The 19,354-nt window shown below is 57.4% G+C and carries 19 protein-coding genes and 1 pseudogene; 14 read left to right on the top strand and 6 right to left on the bottom strand.

Features of this window, described 5'->3' with window-relative positions:
- Positions 1-4 precede the first annotated feature (4 nt).
- From B2590_RS09355 to B2590_RS09335, 5 genes are all read left to right on the top strand, one after another.
- Positions 5-466: a chemotaxis protein CheW gene (locus B2590_RS09355; protein ID WP_036211395.1), complete on the top strand. Its 462-nt coding sequence runs from the start codon at positions 5-7 to the stop codon at positions 464-466.
- Positions 467-551: 85 nt separating this feature from the next.
- Positions 552-1,043, top strand: a complete 492-nt coding sequence (locus B2590_RS09350; protein WP_127401945.1) for a Fur family transcriptional regulator — start codon at positions 552-554, stop codon at positions 1,041-1,043.
- Positions 1,036-1,812, top strand: coding sequence for a zinc ABC transporter ATP-binding protein ZnuC (gene znuC / locus B2590_RS09345; protein WP_036211401.1), 777 nt, complete (start codon positions 1,036-1,038; stop codon positions 1,810-1,812). Before B2590_RS09350 ends, znuC begins: the two co-directional genes overlap by 8 nt.
- Entirely contained in the window at positions 1,799-2,611 is an 813-nt protein-coding gene (znuB, locus tag B2590_RS09340; protein WP_127401946.1) for a zinc ABC transporter permease subunit ZnuB, read from the top strand. Before znuC ends, znuB begins: the two co-directional genes overlap by 14 nt.
- 139 nt (positions 2,612-2,750) lie before the next feature.
- Positions 2,751-3,749, top strand: coding sequence for a PAS domain-containing protein (locus tag B2590_RS09335; protein ID WP_052479405.1), 999 nt, complete (start codon positions 2,751-2,753; stop codon positions 3,747-3,749).
- On the opposite strand, the gene B2590_RS09330 is transcribed toward B2590_RS09335, so the two are convergent.
- Both B2590_RS09330 and B2590_RS09325 read right to left on the bottom strand, forming a co-directional pair.
- Positions 3,737-3,994, bottom strand: a complete 258-nt coding sequence (locus B2590_RS09330) for a CDGSH iron-sulfur domain-containing protein (protein WP_036211407.1) — start codon at positions 3,992-3,994, stop codon at positions 3,737-3,739. The two genes, B2590_RS09335 and B2590_RS09330, sit on opposite strands and share 13 nt — an antisense overlap.
- A gap of 69 nt (positions 3,995-4,063) precedes the next feature.
- Entirely contained in the window at positions 4,064-5,158 is a 1,095-nt protein-coding gene (locus B2590_RS09325) for a patatin-like phospholipase family protein (RefSeq protein ID WP_041332993.1), read from the bottom strand.
- Positions 5,159-5,333: 175 nt separating this feature from the next.
- Between B2590_RS09325 and B2590_RS09320 the strand changes: the two genes are divergently transcribed.
- The gene (locus tag B2590_RS09320; protein ID WP_174447629.1) at positions 5,334-6,404 is read left to right on the top strand and encodes a GGDEF domain-containing protein; all 1,071 of its coding nucleotides are present in this window, start codon (positions 5,334-5,336) and stop codon (positions 6,402-6,404) included.
- An 11-nt stretch (positions 6,405-6,415) separates the two neighbouring features.
- Here B2590_RS09320 and B2590_RS09315 read toward each other — a convergent pair whose 3' ends face one another.
- Positions 6,416-7,330 (bottom strand): alpha/beta fold hydrolase, encoded by a 915-nt coding sequence (locus tag B2590_RS09315; protein WP_036211414.1) that lies wholly within the window; start codon positions 7,328-7,330, stop codon positions 6,416-6,418.
- Positions 7,331-7,524: 194 nt separating this feature from the next.
- Here B2590_RS09315 and folE point away from each other — a divergent pair, with 194 nt between their 5' ends.
- Positions 7,525-8,094: a GTP cyclohydrolase I FolE gene (folE, locus tag B2590_RS09310; protein ID WP_041332990.1), complete on the top strand. Its 570-nt coding sequence runs from the start codon at positions 7,525-7,527 to the stop codon at positions 8,092-8,094.
- 4 nt (positions 8,095-8,098) lie between these two features.
- A complete protein-coding gene (locus tag B2590_RS09305; RefSeq protein WP_052479404.1) occupies positions 8,099-8,863 on the top strand; it encodes an SDR family NAD(P)-dependent oxidoreductase in 765 nt (254 codons plus the stop codon).
- A gap of 93 nt (positions 8,864-8,956) precedes the next feature.
- Here B2590_RS09305 and B2590_RS19260 read toward each other — a convergent pair.
- From B2590_RS19260 to B2590_RS09295, 3 genes and pseudogenes are all read right to left on the bottom strand, one after another.
- A pseudogene (locus tag B2590_RS19260) lies at positions 8,957-9,241 on the bottom strand (2-amino-4-hydroxy-6-hydroxymethyldihydropteridine diphosphokinase); the annotation flags it as partial.
- Positions 9,242-9,248: 7 nt separating this feature from the next.
- Positions 9,249-10,946: a hypothetical protein gene (locus B2590_RS09300; protein WP_041332989.1), complete on the bottom strand. Its 1,698-nt coding sequence runs from the start codon at positions 10,944-10,946 to the stop codon at positions 9,249-9,251.
- Positions 10,943-11,671, bottom strand: a complete 729-nt coding sequence (locus B2590_RS09295) for an MBL fold metallo-hydrolase (protein WP_041332986.1) — start codon at positions 11,669-11,671, stop codon at positions 10,943-10,945. Before B2590_RS09295 ends, B2590_RS09300 begins: the two co-directional genes overlap by 4 nt.
- A 144-nt stretch (positions 11,672-11,815) precedes the next feature.
- On the opposite strand from B2590_RS09295, the gene B2590_RS09290 reads away from it, so the two are divergent.
- The 6 genes from B2590_RS09290 (at position 11,816) to B2590_RS09265 (ending at position 19,280) form a co-directional block, all read left to right on the top strand.
- The gene (locus B2590_RS09290; protein WP_041332984.1) at positions 11,816-12,256 is read left to right on the top strand and encodes a CoA-binding protein; all 441 of its coding nucleotides are present in this window, start codon (positions 11,816-11,818) and stop codon (positions 12,254-12,256) included.
- Positions 12,257-12,348: 92 nt separating this feature from the next.
- The gene (locus B2590_RS09285; RefSeq protein WP_052479403.1) at positions 12,349-13,656 is read left to right on the top strand and encodes an HD-GYP domain-containing protein; all 1,308 of its coding nucleotides are present in this window, start codon (positions 12,349-12,351) and stop codon (positions 13,654-13,656) included.
- 54 nt (positions 13,657-13,710) lie between these two features.
- On the top strand, positions 13,711-15,972 hold the full coding sequence (locus B2590_RS09280; RefSeq protein ID WP_041332983.1) for a bifunctional diguanylate cyclase/phosphodiesterase: 2,262 nt from the start codon (positions 13,711-13,713) through the stop codon (positions 15,970-15,972).
- Between the two features lie 58 nt (positions 15,973-16,030).
- A complete protein-coding gene (locus B2590_RS09275; protein WP_036211429.1) occupies positions 16,031-16,348 on the top strand; it encodes a hypothetical protein in 318 nt (105 codons plus the stop codon).
- A gap of 229 nt (positions 16,349-16,577) precedes the next feature.
- Entirely contained in the window at positions 16,578-17,009 is a 432-nt protein-coding gene (locus tag B2590_RS09270; protein ID WP_036212011.1) for a MerR family transcriptional regulator, read from the top strand.
- Between the two features lie 6 nt (positions 17,010-17,015).
- Positions 17,016-19,280 (top strand): heavy metal translocating P-type ATPase, encoded by a 2,265-nt coding sequence (locus B2590_RS09265; protein ID WP_273065942.1) that lies wholly within the window; start codon positions 17,016-17,018, stop codon positions 19,278-19,280.
- Positions 19,281-19,354 lie beyond the last annotated feature (74 nt).

Raw genomic sequence — 19,354 nt, 5'->3', positions numbered from 1 at the left:
AGTGATGAACGATAACAGCCAAACCCTGCCCTGCGTCATGATACCGATGAGCGAGAAGCAATTGCTGCTGCCTAACGTGTCGATTGCGGAAGTGGTGGACTTCGCCAGCTCCGACCCCGCTGCGCATTCACCGGAGTGGCTGGTGGGCGAGCTTGATTGGCGGGGCCTGAACCTGCCGGTGATCTCCTACGATGCCGCGAATGGCGGCAAACTGACCGTGCCCGGTGGCAATCGTGGCCGAATCGTCATACTGAACACCATCGGTGATCACCATAACTCGGTCCCCTTTATGGCGCTGGTCACCCAGGGCATCCCCAGCCAGACACGTCTGACCGAAGATCAGTTGAAGAAGGTTGACGGCGACACCGGCCCTGCCGACCTGATGGCGGTTGAAGTCGAAGGCGAAACCGCCTTTATTCCCGACCTCGGCTACCTTGAGTCATTGGCACTGGAGGCCTCCCGCTAGCGCTCACCGGTGATCAGCACACCATCACACCTGGCACTGTCTTTTGCTAATGTTATAATGTTGCAAATTCTACAGGACAGTGCCCATGTCACCCAGCGCTCTTCCCTATCGACCGCACAATCATGACGCCTGTGTTGCCCAGGCGCTGACAGAGGCCCGAGCTATCTGTCAGCAGCACAATGCCCGCCTGACACCCACCCGTGAACGGGTGCTGGAACTGATCTGGCAATCCCACAAGCCACTTGGCGCCTACGACGTGCTTGCCGTGCTGGCTGCGGATGGTCACAATGCGGCGCCCCCCACGGTGTACCGTGCACTGGATTTTCTGCAGCAGCACGGACTTGTTCACCGGATTGCGTCACTGAACGCATTCGTCGGCTGCACTCACACGGATAAGAACCACCATGGGTTGTTCCTGATCTGCCGTTGTTGCGGCAACGTGCTGGAACTGACGGCGCCCGGCGTATCCGATGCGGTCCAGAGTGCCGCGGCGGACGAGGCTTTCCAGCCAGACAACATGACCATCGAGGTATCCGGCATTTGTCCCGGCTGTAAATCGGACACTGCCCATGACTGATGCATTGGTAGAGCTGAACCGATTAACTGTCAACTTCGATGACCGCCCCGTGGTGGACCGTGTGGATCTGCGAGTCCAGCGCGGGGATATCATCACCATTATCGGCCCCAATGGTGCCGGAAAGACCACACTGATCAAGGCTATACTGGGTATCCAGCCGGTCTCGGGCGGTGCCCTGACTATCGCGCCCGGGCTCACCATCGGTTACGTGCCCCAGCACCTGACACTGGAAACGACACTGCCACTCAGCGTAAAGCGGTTCATGCTGCTCAGTGGCCGATCACACCAGGAGTGCGTTGAAGCCCTGACCAAGACCGGTGTGGAACATTTGCTCGACGCCTCGGTTCATCGATTGTCCGGTGGCGAAAAACAGCGATTGCTGCTCGCGAGGGCGCTGGCTCGCAGGCCAGATCTACTGGTTCTGGACGAACCGGCTCAAGGCGTGGACATCAATGGCCAGGCCTCGCTCTATGAGCTGATCCGTAGCCTGCGGGACGAACTGAACTGCGGTGTGATCATGATCTCCCATGATCTGCATTTGGTCATGGCCGCCACCGACAAGGTTATCTGCCTGAACCAGCACGTCTGCTGCAGCGGGTATCCGGCGGATATCTCCCACGATCCCGCCTTTATCGAAACCTTCGGTCGTCCGGTAGCGGAAAGTCTCGCGGTATACCATCACCACCACAACCACAGCCACGATCTGCATGGCGATGTGGTGTCCGCCGACCACGATGACCACGCGGAGTGCTCCCATGCCCATCATTGATGCCGTGCTCGGCGACTTTTTCTGGCGGGCGCTGATTGGCGGTCTCGGTGTAGCCCTGATCGCCGGTCCGCTGGGCTGCTTCGTGGTGTGGCGGCGGATGGCCTATTTCGGCGACACCCTGGCGCACTCGGCATTGCTGGGCATTGCCCTGAGTTTTCTGATCAGTGTTCCGCTGAATGTGGGGGTTATCGTGACCTGCGTGGTGCTGGCGATTGCCCTGGTGCTGTTCTCTCGCAGCAAGACTCTGGCCACCGATACCCTGCTGGGTATCCTCGCCCATAGTGCCCTGGCCATCGGCCTGGTCACACTCAGCTTCATGCCCAACATTCGAGTGGACCTGACCGGCCTGCTGTTCGGGGACCTGCTGGCCATGAGCCGAAACGACCTGTTGTGGATATACGGCGGTGCCGTCCTGATTCTGGCGTTGTTGACTGTGCTCTGGCGCGGTCTGCTGATGAGCACCATTCACGAGGAACTGGCGCGGGTTGAGGGCGTACCGGTTGAACGTCTGCGGCTGGTGCTGATGCTGATGTTTTCCATCGTGATCGCAGTGGCCATGAAGATTGTCGGGGTCCTGCTGATTACCGCATTACTGATCATTCCGGCAGCCACCGCCAGAAGATTGGCCGGCAACCCCGAACATATGGTGGGGCTGGCCATCCTGTTCGGTTTTATCGCCGTCAGTGGTGGACTTACGATGTCCTGGCACCTGGACACACCGGCCGGCCCCTCGGTGGTGGTGACGGGTTTTGCCGTATTCCTGCTGGTATACGGTTCGGCACGGCAGGTCCAGACCTGACAGCGATGGATTCCTGAGCAAAGTTTCCCAGGGCACGAGCAGTGGTCTAAAGTATAAGAGCAGGAAGTTCCCTACACGTTCGCCACCGGTTATGGATCAACCTATGGAAAGCCCCAGATTGACAGGGACAGGACACGCTATGGCGCTGCCACACCTGTGGGCGCCCCTGCTGGTATTGTTTGCCGGCCTTGTTGTTACCGGCCTGACCGCGCAGGCGCTTGAGGAACAATCACGGTCACTCGCTGAGCAGGTATACCGCAAGCAGCACAATGCGCTTGTCGCCCGCCTACGTGGGTATGACGAGCTTCCGCCGCTCTATACAGATGGAGTCGCACCAGCCAGAACCATTAATAACGTAGCACCCGCAGAGCTATGGCTTGCCACTGTGTTCAAGGATGCGGTACCCGGTATGCTCAATTTGCGCGTAGACACCCTGGAGCGGCATACCAAAACCCCCTTGTTCCAGGCCATTCGCGCAGAAAGCCCGGATCGTTCCCAGTCCCTGCGCTCTGAAGTCGCAATTGGAGAGCATCGCTGGCTGGTAACCACACTGCCGGATTCCGGATTCCTGTCTCAACCTGCCCACCGTTCCTTCCGTTTTATCTGGCTTGCGGGGCTGGCGATGACGGTGCTGGCGACGGTGGTCGTGATTTTCCTGTGCCTGCGCATCCGCCGGTGGCAAAGCCACTACCGAAACGCCGAAAAAGTATCCCACGGGTACGAACAGCAACTGAACAACATGCAGGTTGAAAAATCGATCCTGCGGCAGGCATTGAATGACAGCGAACAACGCAGCCGGGACCTGGTCGCCCTTTCCGGCGCAACGATCTGTGAGCTGGATGAAAAGGCACTGACCGGATACATTTCACCCCAGGTGGTGGAGCTTCTGAATAAGGCACCGGCGGACCTGGCCGGCACCCCATTCGAGCAATTGGTCGACCCCACCTACGTGGAAAACTTCCTCAGGACCCTACAGGCGTCCCGCCAGGAGCGACAAATACAGCGTATCGACCTCAAGCTGTTGGATGCCGACGATCGCCAAGTCTCTGTTACGCTGAGAGTACTGGCATTGCAGGATACGCTACACGGTTTCAGCGGTTACCGGCTAAGCCTCCAGCCCGGTATTCAGGCACCCTGATCCAGGGTTTTGTGGGTGCCGTCGCACAACGGCGGGTTGCCGGTGTGCTTGCAGCCGCAGAACCACACCCATTCTTTCTTTTCAGCCGTGTATTTAACCGGCGTAAATCCTGTTCCCTTGTGGGAGCCGTCACAGAATGGCTGGCTGTTACTGCGGCCACAGGCGCACCAGAAGTAGTTCTTGCCGCCCTCGACCAGCACTGAACACGGCGTGGTTCTGGGAATTTCCGGCTTCTCATCAGTCATTGGTCAGCCCCTGCTTTATTCTTTTGTATCCAAGGGCAGTATAGTCAAAGCGGAGCGTATTGCCTGCGCTCAGCGCTTCCCATCCAGAGGTCGAATGACGTCCTTCAGACGCCCGGATTCCACCAATTCCATGAACTCGTCGCCCAACCGGTCGCTTTCGGCAATCGCCTTGCGCCACGCGCGCTCGCGGCCAGCGTCGTCTCCGATGTAGCGCTCGAAGTCCTTCCGGTCTGGCAGTTTCCGGTCTGGCAGGGATTCCAGGTATTCCGGGGAGGGTGACACCAACAGTACATCCTGCAGCCGGGTGGCATCGCCGCGACGCCAGGGCAGGGTTTTGTCGAACCAGCCCGGAACCACCTTATCGGTGAAGTGGGGATAGAGGATCACCCCGGGCTGTTCGTACGGCAGGTCAAGATGGTAATCCAACAGGCCCCCGTCCCGATATAACCCATCAGGAGCGCCGGGAATGTTGCGGACACCGGACATCACCATGGGTATGGACGCAGACGCAAGCAGCGCTGACATCAGGTTATCGCGGCTCAATGGCACTTCATGGCTGGGAAAATCCACCAGCTTGGCCAGGGGTGCTTTCACTCGCGCATCATGGATGATGCCCCGCTCCATGAACCGGCCCAGATGTCGGCGGCTGACCAGGTTGGCACTGATGGCATTCATCAGACCCAGACTGAGGCGCCCCCTGGTATCGTGCTCCAGCATGCCGCGGCTGCGAACCACAACAACGTTCAGGCGGTACCAGGGATGATTGAGAATGTGGTCTTCATGGCCCCCCAGCAGTTCTTCCAGAAACAACACACTCTTGCGGCTGACTTCCGCCATGCTGACGCCTTTGGCGAAGCGCTGGGATGTGTAGAGGTCCGCCAGCCGGGCCAGCTGCGCCTTGGGGTCATCCGTCGAGGCCACCGCTGCAAATCGCCAACTGCCAATGGAAGAGCCAATCAGCGAGCGCTCCTGTGGCGCCCTGGGCAGAAAGTCCCCAAAGATGGCTTTATCCAGGCCGGAAATGCCCAACGCCTTCGGGCCACCCGCTGCGCCAGGGATGACGTGCACGTCGCCCGCCGCAAACGGTTGCTCCCGCAACCGCTCAAAAGCACGGCGGCCGGCGCGTATGGTCAATGCGGGAGAACGGGTGTGTACTGCGCTCATAACGGCTCCTTGTTCCGAGCCCGCCAGTTTAGCGAACTGGGCTCCCGGCAGCCAGAGCGCGATTCTCGCCCGTTGAAAGGTGTAAAACCAACTACCTTCCCGTGAAGGCCGTGCTAGACTTTGCAAAAGCCCGGATCAAGGAATGCGGGCCCACCACAAACAGCGGGAGTGTGCTGTGAATCCTCTTGCCACTACAGACAACCTGGCCACCAACCCCACCCTGGCCGTGATTGGTTTTAAGCGTCAGATCGTCTATCACCTGCATTTCTGGGCTTTTATTGCCGTCGCTCCGCTGGTGATGGTGCAATGGCAAAAAGGCAATGTTCTGCTGGCATCGCTTCTTATTCTGTTCTGCCTGAATGCAGTGGCCGTTATTGCATTCCTTCGATTCCGCGGTGTCTATTTTCTCCAGGGGCGCCTGTTCCCGACATTGGCAGTGGTCTGCGCGGTGTATTCCACCCTGATCAATGGCCACGCCGGGCTGTACTGGGCATACCCGGCTGCCGCCGCACTGTTTTTTTTGCTTCCGTTGAAGGAGGCCACCGCCAGCAATATCGTGTTTGTAGTCAGCATGTCCGTTGTGTCGTTTATTACGTTTCCAGAAGCGGATTTCTGGCGTATCACCTTTTCCCTCGGCCTGACCTGCCTATTCGTGATGATCTTTGCCTGGCTGGTGGGCCGCCTGCAGGTCGAGCTGACTCGCCTGGCCACCACCGATCCCCTGACCGGCTGCCTCAACCGCTCGCAATTGGCGGATATTCTCAACGGCCAAATCCAGATGCGTGAGCGATACGAGCGAGTGTCCAGTCTCATATTGCTGGATCTGGATTACTTCAAGATGATCAACGATCGTTGGGGCCACCTGGCCGGTGACAAGGTGCTGCAGGAGCTGACACTGCGGATTGGCAGGCGGCTGAGAGAGAGCGACCGTCTGTTCCGTATTGGCGGTGAGGAATTCATGCTGGTACTACCGGAAACCCGCCAGAAGGATGCTGACAAAGTCGCGCGGGAATTGCTGACCAGCATCAGTGCCCGCCCGTTCGTAGAAGGGATACAGATCACAGCCAGCGCGAGTGTGGCGGAAGTCGGCAAGGGTGAAACCTGGTCGGTCTGGCTGAATCGGGCGGATCAGGCACTCTACGAAGCCAAGGCGAGAGGCCGTAACCAAGTAGTCAGCGCCGCCAGGAGACCGCACGAGCAACCACCCGAAGATACTGAAGACAAAGCGTTGGCCAACGACCTGTAGCACCTCGGGCCTTACTCCGACTGCTTGCAGAAGTCCCGCCACGCCCGATACACCTCACCGGTAGATTCGAAATGAGGGTAGTGACCGACGTTGCGAAGGCTCACCACGTCCGCGTTCGGCACCAGCTCCCGGTAACGTCTGGCCATAGCGGAACCGGACACCGGGTCCGCCACACCCGAGATCAGCCTCATTGGCTGTTCTGCCTTCTGTAAGGCACCCACCCAGCGGTTACGATGGCAACGGCGCTCTTCCATGAAGTGAATCAGGTTATGCAGAATTCCGCGGCCATTGTTGTAGGTCAACAGGTACCAGAAGTCATCCATATCTTTCCGTGACGGCGGGGTCTCCGGGCCAAACAGACGCCGGAAGTTGCGTTCGAAGGTACGACGGGTGAGACCGCGACTGATCAGGCCACCGAGAGGGCTGCCCAGGAGCTTCTGAATTAACAGTGGGCTGTGGACTTCCGGAAACAGGGCGCCGTTGAGAAAGCCGACCCGGGCGATGGAGAAAGGCAGTAACCCTTCCTGATCCCTGGCCAACAGTTCCTGGGCCACGCTGCCGCCATAATCGTGGGCGAACAGACTGACTGTCTTCAATCCCAGACCGGCGATCCAGCCCTCGAACATGTCGGCCTGGTCTTCGATGCTGTAGTCGTAGAGTGCCGGCTTATCGGAAAAGCCAAAGCCCAGCATGTCGAGGGTGAACAAGCTGTGATGCTGCTGCAGCATTGGCCACAGCCGGCTCCAGTCCCAGCTGGCCGTCGGAAAGCCATGCAGCAAAACCACGGGATCGCCCTGGCCCGCCATTCTGCTGAAGATCGCGTGGCCGCCATAGGAAAACCACTTGCCCTCCTGTTGCCACCATTCCAGTGTCGCATTCCCTGCGCCGGGGGCGGCACCCCGAACTCCCGGTATTACCTGTTCCATTGCGGTTTCCTGAAACCAGCCTGAGACTGAAACTCTAAATCAAACCAACCGCCCCTGCCAGATCTGGTCCGACAATTTGCGAACCAGAGCGTTCCGGGGTGGTCTTTTCGCCCTGTGTGGTCGTAAATCTGGAGGGCGCGGGCAAATTCCCTTAAGCTTTCGCCCTGAACTGATTCATTTAACCGGAAGCGACTATGACCAACAAGCTCGACGACCTGGCCAGCCATTTTCAGCAGATCATTGCAGGCCTGGGCGAAAACCCTGATCGCGAGGGACTTCAGGACACCCCCATACGGGCAGCCAAGGCTATGCAGTTCCTGACGCAGGGTTACAAGCAAAGCCTGGATACATTGGTCAATAACGCGGTTTTCGAGTCCGCCATGGACGAAATGGTCGTGGTTCAGGACATTGAGCTGTACAGCATGTGCGAGCACCATATGCTGCCGTTTATCGGGAAGTGCCACATTGCCTACCTGCCACAGGGCAAGGTGCTTGGCCTGTCTAAGTTTGCTCGCATTGTTGATATGTACGCCCGTCGCCTACAGATCCAGGAAAATCTGACCCGCGAGATTGCGGAAGCCGTAGAATCTGTAACCGATGCCAACGGCGTTGCTGTGGTTATCGAAGCCCAACACATGTGCATGATGATGCGTGGTGTGGAGAAGCAAAACTCGAGGATGAAAACATCGGTGATGCTCGGCGCATTTCGCAAGTCACAAGCTACGCGGGCCGAATTCCTCCAACTTCTGAATCAACGGAACTGAGCACATGACAACTAAGCCAGTTGCTGTGGTCACCGGTGCCGGGCGCAGACTTGGTTACCATATAAGCGACGCCCTGATTCAGCGAGGCTTTCAGGTGGTTGCCCTCTATCGCACCCATACCGTCGATATTGAAGATCTTGTCCGACGTGGTGCGACCGCAATCGCAGTTGATCTCAGTGATCCGGTGTCGCTTCAGGCCGCAATCGACGAAGTTGCGCAACAAACTGCCACTATCAGTTTGTTGATAAACAACGCATCAGAGTTTGAACCGGACGCCCCGGACCTAAAGGCGCGGGTCATACAAGCAGCGCGCCTGTTTCAAATCAACTGCACGGCGGCAATACAGTTAATGGATGGGCTCTCGAAACATCTGGAGATGGCTGCCCAGGAACATCAGCGCCCGTCTCTGATCGTGAACATAACGGATATATTCACTGAACGGCCGAACCCACACTACGCAGCGTATTGCGCATCAAAGGCGGCGCTTGCCAATGCCACTCTCAGCTACGCGGCGCTACTGGCGCCGACCGTCAGGGTGAATGCCATCATGCCGGGCCCCATTGGTTTCCTGCCTCGTCATACCGAAAACCAGAGACAACAGGTGATGTCGGAAACCTTACTGGCCTGCGAGGGTGGATTTGACGCCGTGGTTATTCAATTGTTGGCCTTGCTGGACAACGATTTCATCACTGGCGCACAAATTCCGGTAGATGGTGGTCGGCGTCTTGCCCAAGGAATGGCCGCGCACGGTAATCGTAGACAGGAATGACGCATCAAACCTGTCGTTGAATAAGTTCCGATAGTAACGCTCGCCAATCTGCTCCCCGCTAAAAAATCCGTTGTCACTGTGCTCGAGAATATCGATATCAATGGTTCGGTCCTTGCGGCTACTGAGCGGATCAGAGCGATCACGCCCGAGAGTTTCCTCCAGATGGTTAAAGCTGCTTTTAAGATGCTGCGGGGATTGCGGGCTGAATACAATGACCAGTGCATTGAGAAACGACCGCTCGGTATCAATACCCTCGGGAAACGTGGAAATAACTGGCGAAAGCCACAGTGAGCCATAATCGGCCAGCAATCGGTCAATGGCGATTGCCAAATTCGTCTCGGGCCTGATGTTGCTGCCCAACCCACACAGATACCACATGATCAGGTTATCTCAGCAGTTTTCGGATGTATGCACCAACAAGTACGGTCACGAAGAGCACACCGATCATCGACTCTAGCGTTACCAGTATTGACATGATCCCGGTAGCAGGAGGGGTGGGGCTACTCCAGTTGCCATAAAAGCTGCTGATAAAACTCTGGAGGCTCAACATGACCGCCTCACCAGACCCAACGCCCAGTGCCACAAACATGGCTGAAAACATCAAGGATATCATCAACGCTGCCGCCAGAATGTTGCGAAGACGTATCCCCCAGCCAAACATACCACCAAGCAAGTAACGGCGTGAGCGACTTGCCTCTTTATAGTGCCGCATGTGGAAAAATGCATGATCCTCTTCACGCAAATGCCCTGTGGCAGACATCCAGTTTTTGAACTGCGTGTAGGCTTCTGCCAGGTGGCGGCGATCATCCTCGCCCGGATTACTGACATCGGCCCGCGCCAGCAAACCAAAAGGGGGCGGGGTCATGGCACGACGTCGTTGAGTGGGCCCGTAGATCAGCGAGATCGGATCAAACCACGCCTGGTCAGCATGAAAACGTGTCAGGTCCACACTTGGCGTACCCTCCTCTGGCGCTTCCAGCTCCACTATCCAAGCCTGGCCTACCGAGGAGCCGTTCAAACTGCATCGCCCACGCAAATGGCGCCCCGTTATCTTCAGGCGACGCCCAACCAATGTGTCCCGGATGGCAATACCGGCGTCCTCATTCATCACCTGAATCCGATCCATACACAAATCTGCAACCAACTCGCAATTTTGCACCAGAAGTGTGTTTGCCTCTATGCCGGTAAGCCGCAGGTGTTGCAGGTGAGTACGATGAATCTCGATATCACCAGACACCGTGTAACCAGCGATATGCAACCCGCCATTGAAGCTGTTTTTGCTGAGCTGTTCGGCCTGATAGCTTTGACGGCCGATAAAAACCTGCCCCAGAGAGGGCGACGTATTCACAGGCGCATCATCCTGAATCGCCATCAGCTGAACCGGAGCATCAAAGGTGCCGTTGAGTGCCAAGCATCCTGTCAACGTCATCTCGTTAAGCCAGAGCATGTCATCACTGCCACGAGTGCCAAACTCCATAAGCAACGAGCAGGCTTGTAGCCCACGGAAGGAAACCCCTCCCGCACCGCTGAAATCACAACCAAACATCAGTACGCTGCCGTTCAGGTGCCCGGACTTTAAACTGAAATGATTGTCGAATTTGCAGTTCAGGCACCACAGGCTGCCGGCAAACCTGGCACGAATCCAACGAAAGTCTCCCAATACCCGGCAGTTGATCAATACCAGCGATCCAGCCACGTTCATGTCGGATTGTTCAGAGCCATCCAGCACCCTGTTCGCGATGACAACGACGCCATGAAAATCGTCCAGGACGGACAGAAATTCGGCTTCCCCAACAGGCCACGGTTCGTCTGCTGGTGCTTCACGACCATCGCTGCGCACGGTGATGTCAGGAGGGGCGCATTGAGTCAGCACCTCGCGCACCACCAGGGTCTCTCCGTCCCGGCGATCCTTCCCCAGGCGCACCTCGAACCCTTGGCCAACGGCCACTGCTGGAAACCCTTTCTGCTGAAACGGTCGCCAGTGGCTGTAACACAGACGCTGATCGTGTGTCACAAGTACAAGGAAGCGACCGGCATTCAGATCCGAATGGAGTACCTGCGCAAACACCAATTCGTCAGTCAAAGCGCAAATTCCTGTCCCTGCCTCACGAAACCGGCAAACTCGCTTTCCACTTCGAGCCGGTGCTGTTCAAAGTTGTCCTCGTAACTCATCAGATGCATGCGTTGGCGCACCTCAAAGGGATAGGTTTCCCTGAGTTCACGTACCGAGGCATGAACAGGATTCCAGTCCGACAGCGTTGCATCGTGAAGAATGACCTCGGGAGTGAATTTTTCGACCAGATCAGGAATCGGTCGTGTATCGCCACTGAACATCAGGTGGTTGTTGATAAACAGGCCGTACGATGGCTTTTGCGGAGTATGCTGATTCTGGAACAGCTGAAACTGGATGCCCTCAAACTCAAAGCTCATGTCTTCCAGCAAAACCACATCAAAGAAATCGTCCAACTCAGCAGGCCCCTCACCAACCTGCCCCATGACACCCTTCAATGTATGCTCCCACAGCTCCTCATACACTCCAGGCGGCAGATATAGAGTAGGACGAAAACCATGCTGAAAACGGCACTCGTATCCTAATCGCTCCAGACCAAAACAATGGTCGGCATGGGCATGAGTAATAAAAACCGCGTGTACATCGGCCAGACCCAACCCCAGATCTTGAAGCGCAAACTTAATCGTATAGCCCGCGTCAATCAATAATCTCCGACCACCCGCTTCCACCATTGCATTATTGTTCCAATGCTTGAGCGCTTCGGAGTGGCCAACTCCCAGCATTGTCAGCGTTGCCATAATTCGTTCCTTTAAGTAGTTACCGGAAGGGGTAGGGTGACAAAAATCTTGAACAGGGATAGTAATATATGCAAGCTTTTAGATATAAACTCCGAGCTTTGAGTATTATGTTTCCGCAAAACCGCTACCAACGTTGAACGCATTATGCCAGTCAGTACACCAACAACAATTTACTCTATCCTGCGCGATGTTGGCACCATAGCGCTTGTTGGGGCCAGCGATAAACCCAACCGCCCCAGCAATGAGGTGATGGCCTATCTGCAGAGCCGAGGCTACCGGGTGATTCCGGTGAACCCAAGGCTTGCTGGCAGGTCGGTGCTGGGGGAAACCGCGTACGCCAACCTGGCAGACATTCCAGTAGCGGTGGACATGGCGGATCTGTTTCTCGCAACGAGCCATACCGACTCCGTCATCGACTCCTCGATTGAGCTGGGCATTCCCGTTATCTGGATGCAAATCGGCGTTATCAACGAAGCGGGTGCTCAGAGAGCTGAACAGGCCGGTGTAACGGTCGTGATGGACCGGTGCCCCAAGCAGGAAATCCCCCGCCTTGGCGTGCCCACGGTGTCGCGGCCGCCAGGCTAAGCTGTCGCCCACAGACAGGATTCCCGCCATCCTGTTCTGACCGCAACACTTCTGCCATAATCTAGCCAGACAATCAGAAGACTGGCAGAGCCATGTGGTTCCGACGTAAAACCAGCACACCACCTTCACGAAAACCGATTGCCCGTTCGCAGGCAGGTTTGCTTGACCCTGACGCCCAAACCAGAGTTGAGCGCGTCCGTCTGCCCGTCGATCTGCTGACTTACGGCATGCGCATCGTCAAGCTGGACCGACCCTGGATCGAAGTGCCCGTACTGTTCCAGGGTTTCACTCTTGAGAACGACCACCAGGCTCGCATACTCCGTCAGTACTGCGAATGGGCGCTGGTTGAAGGCGACGAGCAAGTGTTGGCTGAGGCCCTGGCAAGGGTCACCAGTCACAAACAGCGCACGGCTACCCCACTTCCGGAAACCCGCTCCCTCGCGGAAGAGATCCCCCGCGCCAACCAGGTATGGGGCAAGACCCAGGCATTCGTGGAACAGATCACCCTTGCCATTGAACGGGGCAATGATCTGAACCTGCAAGACGCCCGCCCGGTTATCCGGGAATGCGTGGAAAGTATCAAAGCCAACGCCAGTGCAATGTTCTGGATGAGCCGCATCAAGTCCCGCGACGCCTATACCGCGGAACACTGTTTGCGGGTGGCCATCTTTACCGTTGCCTTCGCACGCTTTCTGGGACTGCCCGACGAGGACCTGGAAATTGCCGGTATGTGCGGACTGCTTCACGACCTGGGCAAGCTTAAGGTTCCTGACGAAATTCTTAATAAACCTGGCGCTCTGAGCCCGGCTGAATATGCGATCATGCAACAGCACACGACGTTCGGCTATGAGCTGCTGAGCTCTGACCCGAAGCTGGATCCGATTATCGGGGACGTGACCCGTCACCACCATGAGCGTCTGGATGGCCGCGGCTATCCGCAACAACTGGAGGAATGGCAGATCAGCCGCTTTGCCAGGCTGGTCTCCATCGTTGACGCGTTCGATGCCATGACCAGTGACCGCTGCTACCGCGACGGAATTCCGGCATCTGACGCCATCCGCATTCTATACCGCAATCGCGGCCGGCAGTTCGATGCTGACATGGTAGAAGCCTTTATTCGCATGGTGGGCATTTATCCACCTGGAACACTGGTGGAGCTCAACAGCGGGGAAGTGGCCCTTATCGTGACCGTGCACCCGGGTAAAAAACTCAAACCCAGGATTGAGATACTGATGGATGCCAACAAAAAGCCGGTCCCTCCCCGAATCGTTGACCTGGCAAACCCGACAACCGAAGAGCAGCAAGCGATTCACCATCCGTTGCCGGATGGCGCTTTCGGAATTTCACTGAAGGGAAGGATTCAGCAATTGGTAACAGATCATAGCGTTTATCCCTCATAATTAGATGAATACGGCCGATATGTTAGTCACTCACCTCATCAACCGGAGCATTTTGTGGACAAACCTGCATCGGCGCTAACCCTGTTCGTGAGGGGACTGCTGAACCCGGCGTTTCCGGCACTGATTTTCCTGGTGTTCCTGGGAATCGCCCTGGTTCTGCAGTACGGCATCGAAAAACAGGACCACACCCAAATCCAGTCCAATCTTGGCAGCGAGGCCAGTTCCATGGCAAAGCGGCTGGAGCGGGAATTCCGTGTTCACGCAAACTCCATCAGCCGCATGGCGAAACGATTTGAAGCCTTACCGGACACGCCAAAAGAAATCTGGGAGCAAGACGCCCGCCGATACCTGTCAGATTTTGGCGTCTACCAGGCGATCGAGTGGATTGACCGCGATTATGTCATCCGCTGGATGGTACCGATCGAAGGTAACGAAGACGCAATTGGTTTCAATGTGGCCTTCTCCCCGGAGCGGCGTGCTTCGCTTCAGAAAGCACAGATGACCGGTGATCTGGATATATCTGGCGTCATTGATCTGAAGCAGGGCGGCAAGGGCATGGTCATCTATGCGCCCATATCCACCGGTGACGCCAACAACGGCTTTATTGCCGGAGTGTTCCGGATGGAAACCCTGGCTAATTACATGCTTTCCAACCGCGCCCTGACCTCCTTCCACATCGAAATCCGGGAAAAAGGCGACCCCGCCTACGTGCTTAACGATTCAATGGAAACAGACTCCAGGTTCTCCCGCACCCTGGATGTTGACCTGCCAACACTCGATTGGACACTGGCGGTAACCCCCTCCATCTCGTGGGTTGAGGAACAACGCAGCCGCTGGCCATTTGTGACCTTCATCGTCATGCTGTTCATGGGCCTGCTGACCAGCCTTACCACACTCCTGGTACAGCTGACTCTCAAGCGCAACCATGCACTGCTGAGAACCCGCCGGGAGCTGGATGCGGAAATCAGCCAACGTCAGGCGGTGCAAAAAGATCTCGCTCGCCTGGAAACCACCGACGCCCTGACCGGCCTCGCCAATCGCCGTTTTTTCATGGAAGACCTGGCGCACACCCTAAGCATCGCTGACCGTCAGATGCGCCAGGCAGCGCTGGTGATGATCGACCTGGACCGGTTCCAAACGCTCAACGATTCTCTCGGCCATCAATTCGGCGACGAACTGCTCATCAAAGTCGCTGAACGCCTGAATGCCCTGAGCGACGAGAAAGTGATGGTGGCCTATTCCGGCGGCGATGAGTTCATGGTGTGCCAGCAGCATGTTGAAAACATTGATGATGTAATCAATCTGCTGGGCCAGATCAAGCAATGCTTCGAAGAGCCGTTTGCCGTGCAGGGTGAGGAACACAGCATTACCGCAACCATGGGCGTGGCTGTCTATCCCCAGAGTGGCCTGGATGCCGATACCTTACTGCGCAATGCCGATGTGGCTCTCTACCGGGCCAAGGAACAGGGCCGCAACACCTATCAGTTTTACACCGAGGGCATGCAGGACCGGGAGGTCATGCGCCTGGAACTGGACAAGGATCTTAACCACGCGCTGGCCAACGACGAGTTCGTGCTCTATTTCCAACCGCAACTGGATCTCAACGACTCGTCCATCAACAGCGTGGAGGCTTTGATACGCTGGCAGCATCCTCGCCGAGGCCTGTTGCCACCAGTGGACTTCATTCCCCTGGCGGAGGAAAGCGGCCGCATTACCGACATTGGTCGCTGGGTGGTCATGGCCGCCTGTCGGCAACTGGCGAAATGGCAGAAAGGCCCCTACTCCCATCTGCGCATCGCGGTGAATCTCTCTGGGCGCGAACTGGATGACGAAAGCATTGTCGACCATATCCAGGAAGCGCTGGAAAGCAATGGCGTTCCAGCGAGCCGGCTGGAGGTGGAGCTGACCGAAGAGATCTTCATCCAGAATATCGAGCACAACCTGAACCAGCTGACCAAGCTACACAAGCTGGGCGTGCACCTGGCCATTGATGACTTCGGCGTGGGTTACTCTTCGCTGGGTTACCTGCGGGATTTCCCAGTGGACCTGCTGAAGATCGACCGCTCCTTCATTACCGACGTTACCGAGCGCCACGACGACGCAGTGATTACCCGCGCGGTGATTAACCTGGCCCATAACCTAGGCATCCAGGTGGTGGCGGAGGGCGTGGAAACCCATGAGCAGCTGACTTTCCTCAAGAATCACCGCTGCGATCTGATTCAGGGTTACCTGATCAGCCGCCCGATTCCGGCAGGCGAACTGGAGCGAGCGCTGAGCGCTGGTTTGCTGGAAATCGACACGCCGGTTGGTAGCTGATTGAAATGAGTGCCGCAATTCACCACTATTGCCGTATTCATTTTCAAGGTGTGGCCTCATGAGTTCAAAGTATCTGACGGCGGAACAGGATGTCCGTCTGCGACGGTGGGAAGCCTGGAACAAGCGTTACTTTATTTTCGCGTTCTTCTCGCTGGTCATTGTTCTGGTCTTCAGTAGCCAGCTCGGGCTGTCCAGTGGCGACAGCTGGGGGCCGCTGGGACTTCTGATTGCCGCTTTAGTTACCCCCATTATCATTCTGCAACTGCGTCTTGCATGTCCCGCCTGTGGGCAGAAGATTGGCTGGCAGGCCAAGCTGATGGCCCCGGACCAGTGCAAAGCCTGTGGCACTTTCCTGCGCGCTAAAAACTCTTCCTGAAAAACCTTTGACCTGTGAGTAGCTCATAGGTTTTAGTCTATTCCTAATGCAATGCCTGGTGGTACCCGACATTGGGTGCCTGTTCGTGATTGAAAGGTATCTGTTTCCAAAACACGCTCCTGCGGCACATCCATGTGACGCTTGGGCTCCGCCATCCATGGCTCCGCACAGTTTTGGAAACAGATACCTTCCACTCACTTGTTCGACGTTCGGGATGGCCGGCAACGTTATGAAAGTCAAAGAGATCGCTATTGGCGCCGGGGTTAACCCGGACACCGTTCGGTTTTATACCCGTGAGGGGTTGCTGAAGCCCACGCGGAACCCGGACAACAACTACCAGCAATACGATTCCGAAGACCTGCGGCGGTTACGATTTGCCCGCAAAGCCCGGCAACTCGGGTTTTCACTGCCGGAAATACGACAGATTCTGGAGCAGGCAGATGACCATCATTCGCCCTGCCCGATGGTGCGGGACGTGTTCCAGCAGCGGCTGGTGGAAGTGGAGCGTGAGATTGCCGAGTTACAGCAACTGCGTAGTCGTATGACCGCCGCGCTGTCCGCCTGGCAGGATATGCCGGACGGCACACCGGACGGACACACGATTTGCAGGCTGATTGAACATTGGGATGAATCCCTGCCGGACGACGGTTGGAAGGAGTAAGGCTCGATGAATGAGAAAACCGATTTGAACGACGGCCAGATTCAACTGGCCGTTACCGGCGCCAACTGTGCCTCCTGCGTGAATACGATTGAGAGCGCCCTGAAGTCGGTGGACGGCATCACCGGCGCTCACATGAACCTGGCCGACCGAACTGCCACAGCGACCGGGCATGCTGACCCTCAGGCTCTGATCAGGGCGGTGGAAAGCTCCGGCTATGGAGCCAGCCAAATCGAAGACCCTGACGCGGCGGACGACCGCAAGCAGGAGGAGGATCGTAAGCAGTACAAGACCCTGCTGGTGAAGATGGCTGTCAGTCTGGGACTCGGTCTCGGCCTGATGATCTGGGGCATGGGTTTCGGCACCATGATGGTGACCAGCGAGAACCAACCGATCTGGCTGACCCTTGGCGTGGTCACCCTGGGCGTCATGGCTGTCACCGGTGGTCACTTTTTCTCCGGAGCGTGGAAAGCGTTCCGGCACCACAATGCCAACATGGATACGCTGATCGCCTTGGGGACCGGCACTGCCTGGGTCTATTCCATGACGGTAGCCAGCATCCCGGATGCACTGCCGGAAATGGCACGGCACGTGTATTTTGAGGCGTCGGCGATGATTATCGGCCTGATCAATCTGGGGCAGGCACTGGAGCTTCGCGCCAAGGGCAAGACCTCGGAAGCCGTGCGTCGGCTGTTGGACCTGCGAGCAAAAACCGCCCGCGTAATCCGTGATGGCGAGGAGCAAGATCTGCCGGTGGAACAGGTTCGGGCGGGTGATCATATCCGCGTTCGTCCGGGTGAAAAACTCCCGGTGGACGGGGAGATTACCGAAGGCAGCACCCGCGTTGATGAAAGCATGCTCACCGGCGAGCCCATGCCTGTCAGCAAGGGCGAGGGCGACGAAGTGTCCGCCGGCACCATCAACACCCATGGCTCCATTATCTACAAGGCCACCCGCGTCGGCAGCGAAACCGCCCTCGCACAAATCATCCGTTTGGTGAAAAAGGCCCAGGGCTCCAAGCCCGCTATCGGCCGCCTGGCAGACAGGATTTCCTCGATTTTCGTACCCAGCGTGATGCTGATTGCCGTGGTATCGGCACTGGTCTGGTACAACGTCGGGCCGGAACCGGCCGTGGTTCACATGATGGTGGCCGCGACAACAGTTCTGATCATCGCCTGCCCCTGTGCCCTTGGGCTTGCCACGCCTATGTCAGTGATGGTGGGCGTCGGAAAGGCCGCCGAATACGGCGCACTGATTCGCCAGGGGGACGCCCTGCAGACGGCCGGCAAGCTGGATCTGGTGATCCTGGACAAGACTGGCACCATTACCGAGGGTCACCCGGCCGTCACCCGTTTCCATGCCACCGACGGCGATACCGGCAGGTTGCTGGCCCTGGCCGCCGGTCTGGAACAACACTCGGAGCACCCGTTGGCCGAAGCCATTATGGCGAAGGCGAAGGACCAAGGGGCAACGCCGGACAATGTCACCCGCTTCGAAGCCCTCAACGGCAAAGGCGTGCAGGGCGAGCTGGATGGACAAACCGCGCGCCTGGGCAACCGCCGCTGGCTGGAGAGCGAGAACATTGATCTGGCCGAACTGCAGGAGGAGGCCAATGCCATCACCGCCGAGGCCGGAACCCCACTGTTCCTGGCCCTGGGCAATCAGGCGCTGGGAGTGGTCGGCGTCGCCGATGCGGTGAAACAGGATTCGGAAGCCGCCATACGGCGACTGCACGACGCCGGCATCCGGGTGATGATGGTGACTGGCGACGTCGACGGCACCGCCAGGGCCATTGCCGAGAAAACCGGGATCGACGATTACCGCGCTGAAGTTCTGCCGGAAGACAAGGCCACCATCGTCAGCGAGATGCGGGGCAAAGGTTATACCGTGGCAATGGTAGGCGACGGCATCAACGATGCGCCTGCCCTTGCAGCGGCGGACGTTGGCTTTGCCATTGGCACCGGCACCGATGTCGCCATTGAAAGCGCCGGTATTACGCTGATGCGGGGCTCTCTCCACGGCGTTGCCGACGCCATTGAGATATCCCGGGCCACGGTACGCAACATCCATCAGAACCTGTTCGGCGCCTTTGCCTACAACTCGTTGGGCATACCCGTCGCGGCCGGACTGCTTTACCCAGTGTGGGGGATTCTGATGAGCCCGATACTGGCCGGCGCCGCGATGTCGCTGTCGTCGGTCACGGTCGTTACCAACGCCAACCGGCTGCGACTGTTCAAAACCACCAGTAACGCAGGCAAGGAGGGGAACCAATGAACGCACTTCTGGTCAATGCCGGAGGACTGATCCTGATGGCCGCCATCGTCTGGTGGTTCTGGTTGTCACCCTCT

Origin of the sequence: Marinobacter sp. UBA3604 (assembly GCF_002375325.1) — a bacterium.
Lineage (GTDB): Bacteria > Pseudomonadota > Gammaproteobacteria > Pseudomonadales > Oleiphilaceae > Marinobacter > Marinobacter salarius.
This window is presented reverse-complemented; position numbering and strand designations above follow the sequence as displayed.

Excerpts from the sequence above, each read along its gene's own strand:
- folE (WP_041332990.1), top strand. The coding sequence starts at position 7,525 with ATGACCAACAAGCTCGACGACCTGGCCAGCCATTTTCAGCAGATCATT.
- B2590_RS09315 (WP_036211414.1), bottom strand. The coding sequence starts at position 7,330 with ATGGAACAGGTAATACCGGGAGTTCGGGGTGCCGCCCCCGGCGCAGGG.
- B2590_RS09265 (WP_273065942.1), top strand. The coding sequence starts at position 17,016 with ATGAATGAGAAAACCGATTTGAACGACGGCCAGATTCAACTGGCCGTT.
- B2590_RS09295 (WP_041332986.1), bottom strand. The coding sequence starts at position 11,671 with ATGGCAACGCTGACAATGCTGGGAGTTGGCCACTCCGAAGCGCTCAAG.
- znuB (WP_127401946.1), top strand. The coding sequence starts at position 1,799 with ATGCCCATCATTGATGCCGTGCTCGGCGACTTTTTCTGGCGGGCGCTG.
- B2590_RS09275 (WP_036211429.1), top strand. The coding sequence starts at position 16,031 with ATGAGTTCAAAGTATCTGACGGCGGAACAGGATGTCCGTCTGCGACGG.
- B2590_RS09355 (WP_036211395.1), top strand. The coding sequence starts at position 5 with ATGAACGATAACAGCCAAACCCTGCCCTGCGTCATGATACCGATGAGC.
- B2590_RS09285 (WP_052479403.1), top strand. The coding sequence starts at position 12,349 with ATGTGGTTCCGACGTAAAACCAGCACACCACCTTCACGAAAACCGATT.
- znuC (WP_036211401.1), top strand. The coding sequence starts at position 1,036 with ATGACTGATGCATTGGTAGAGCTGAACCGATTAACTGTCAACTTCGAT.
- B2590_RS09290 (WP_041332984.1), top strand. The coding sequence starts at position 11,816 with ATGCCAGTCAGTACACCAACAACAATTTACTCTATCCTGCGCGATGTT.
- B2590_RS09330 (WP_036211407.1), bottom strand. The coding sequence starts at position 3,994 with ATGACTGATGAGAAGCCGGAAATTCCCAGAACCACGCCGTGTTCAGTG.
- B2590_RS09350 (WP_127401945.1), top strand. The coding sequence starts at position 552 with ATGTCACCCAGCGCTCTTCCCTATCGACCGCACAATCATGACGCCTGT.
- B2590_RS09270 (WP_036212011.1), top strand. The coding sequence starts at position 16,578 with ATGAAAGTCAAAGAGATCGCTATTGGCGCCGGGGTTAACCCGGACACC.
- B2590_RS09335 (WP_052479405.1), top strand. The coding sequence starts at position 2,751 with ATGGCGCTGCCACACCTGTGGGCGCCCCTGCTGGTATTGTTTGCCGGC.
- B2590_RS09325 (WP_041332993.1), bottom strand. The coding sequence starts at position 5,158 with ATGAGCGCAGTACACACCCGTTCTCCCGCATTGACCATACGCGCCGGC.
- B2590_RS09305 (WP_052479404.1), top strand. The coding sequence starts at position 8,099 with ATGACAACTAAGCCAGTTGCTGTGGTCACCGGTGCCGGGCGCAGACTT.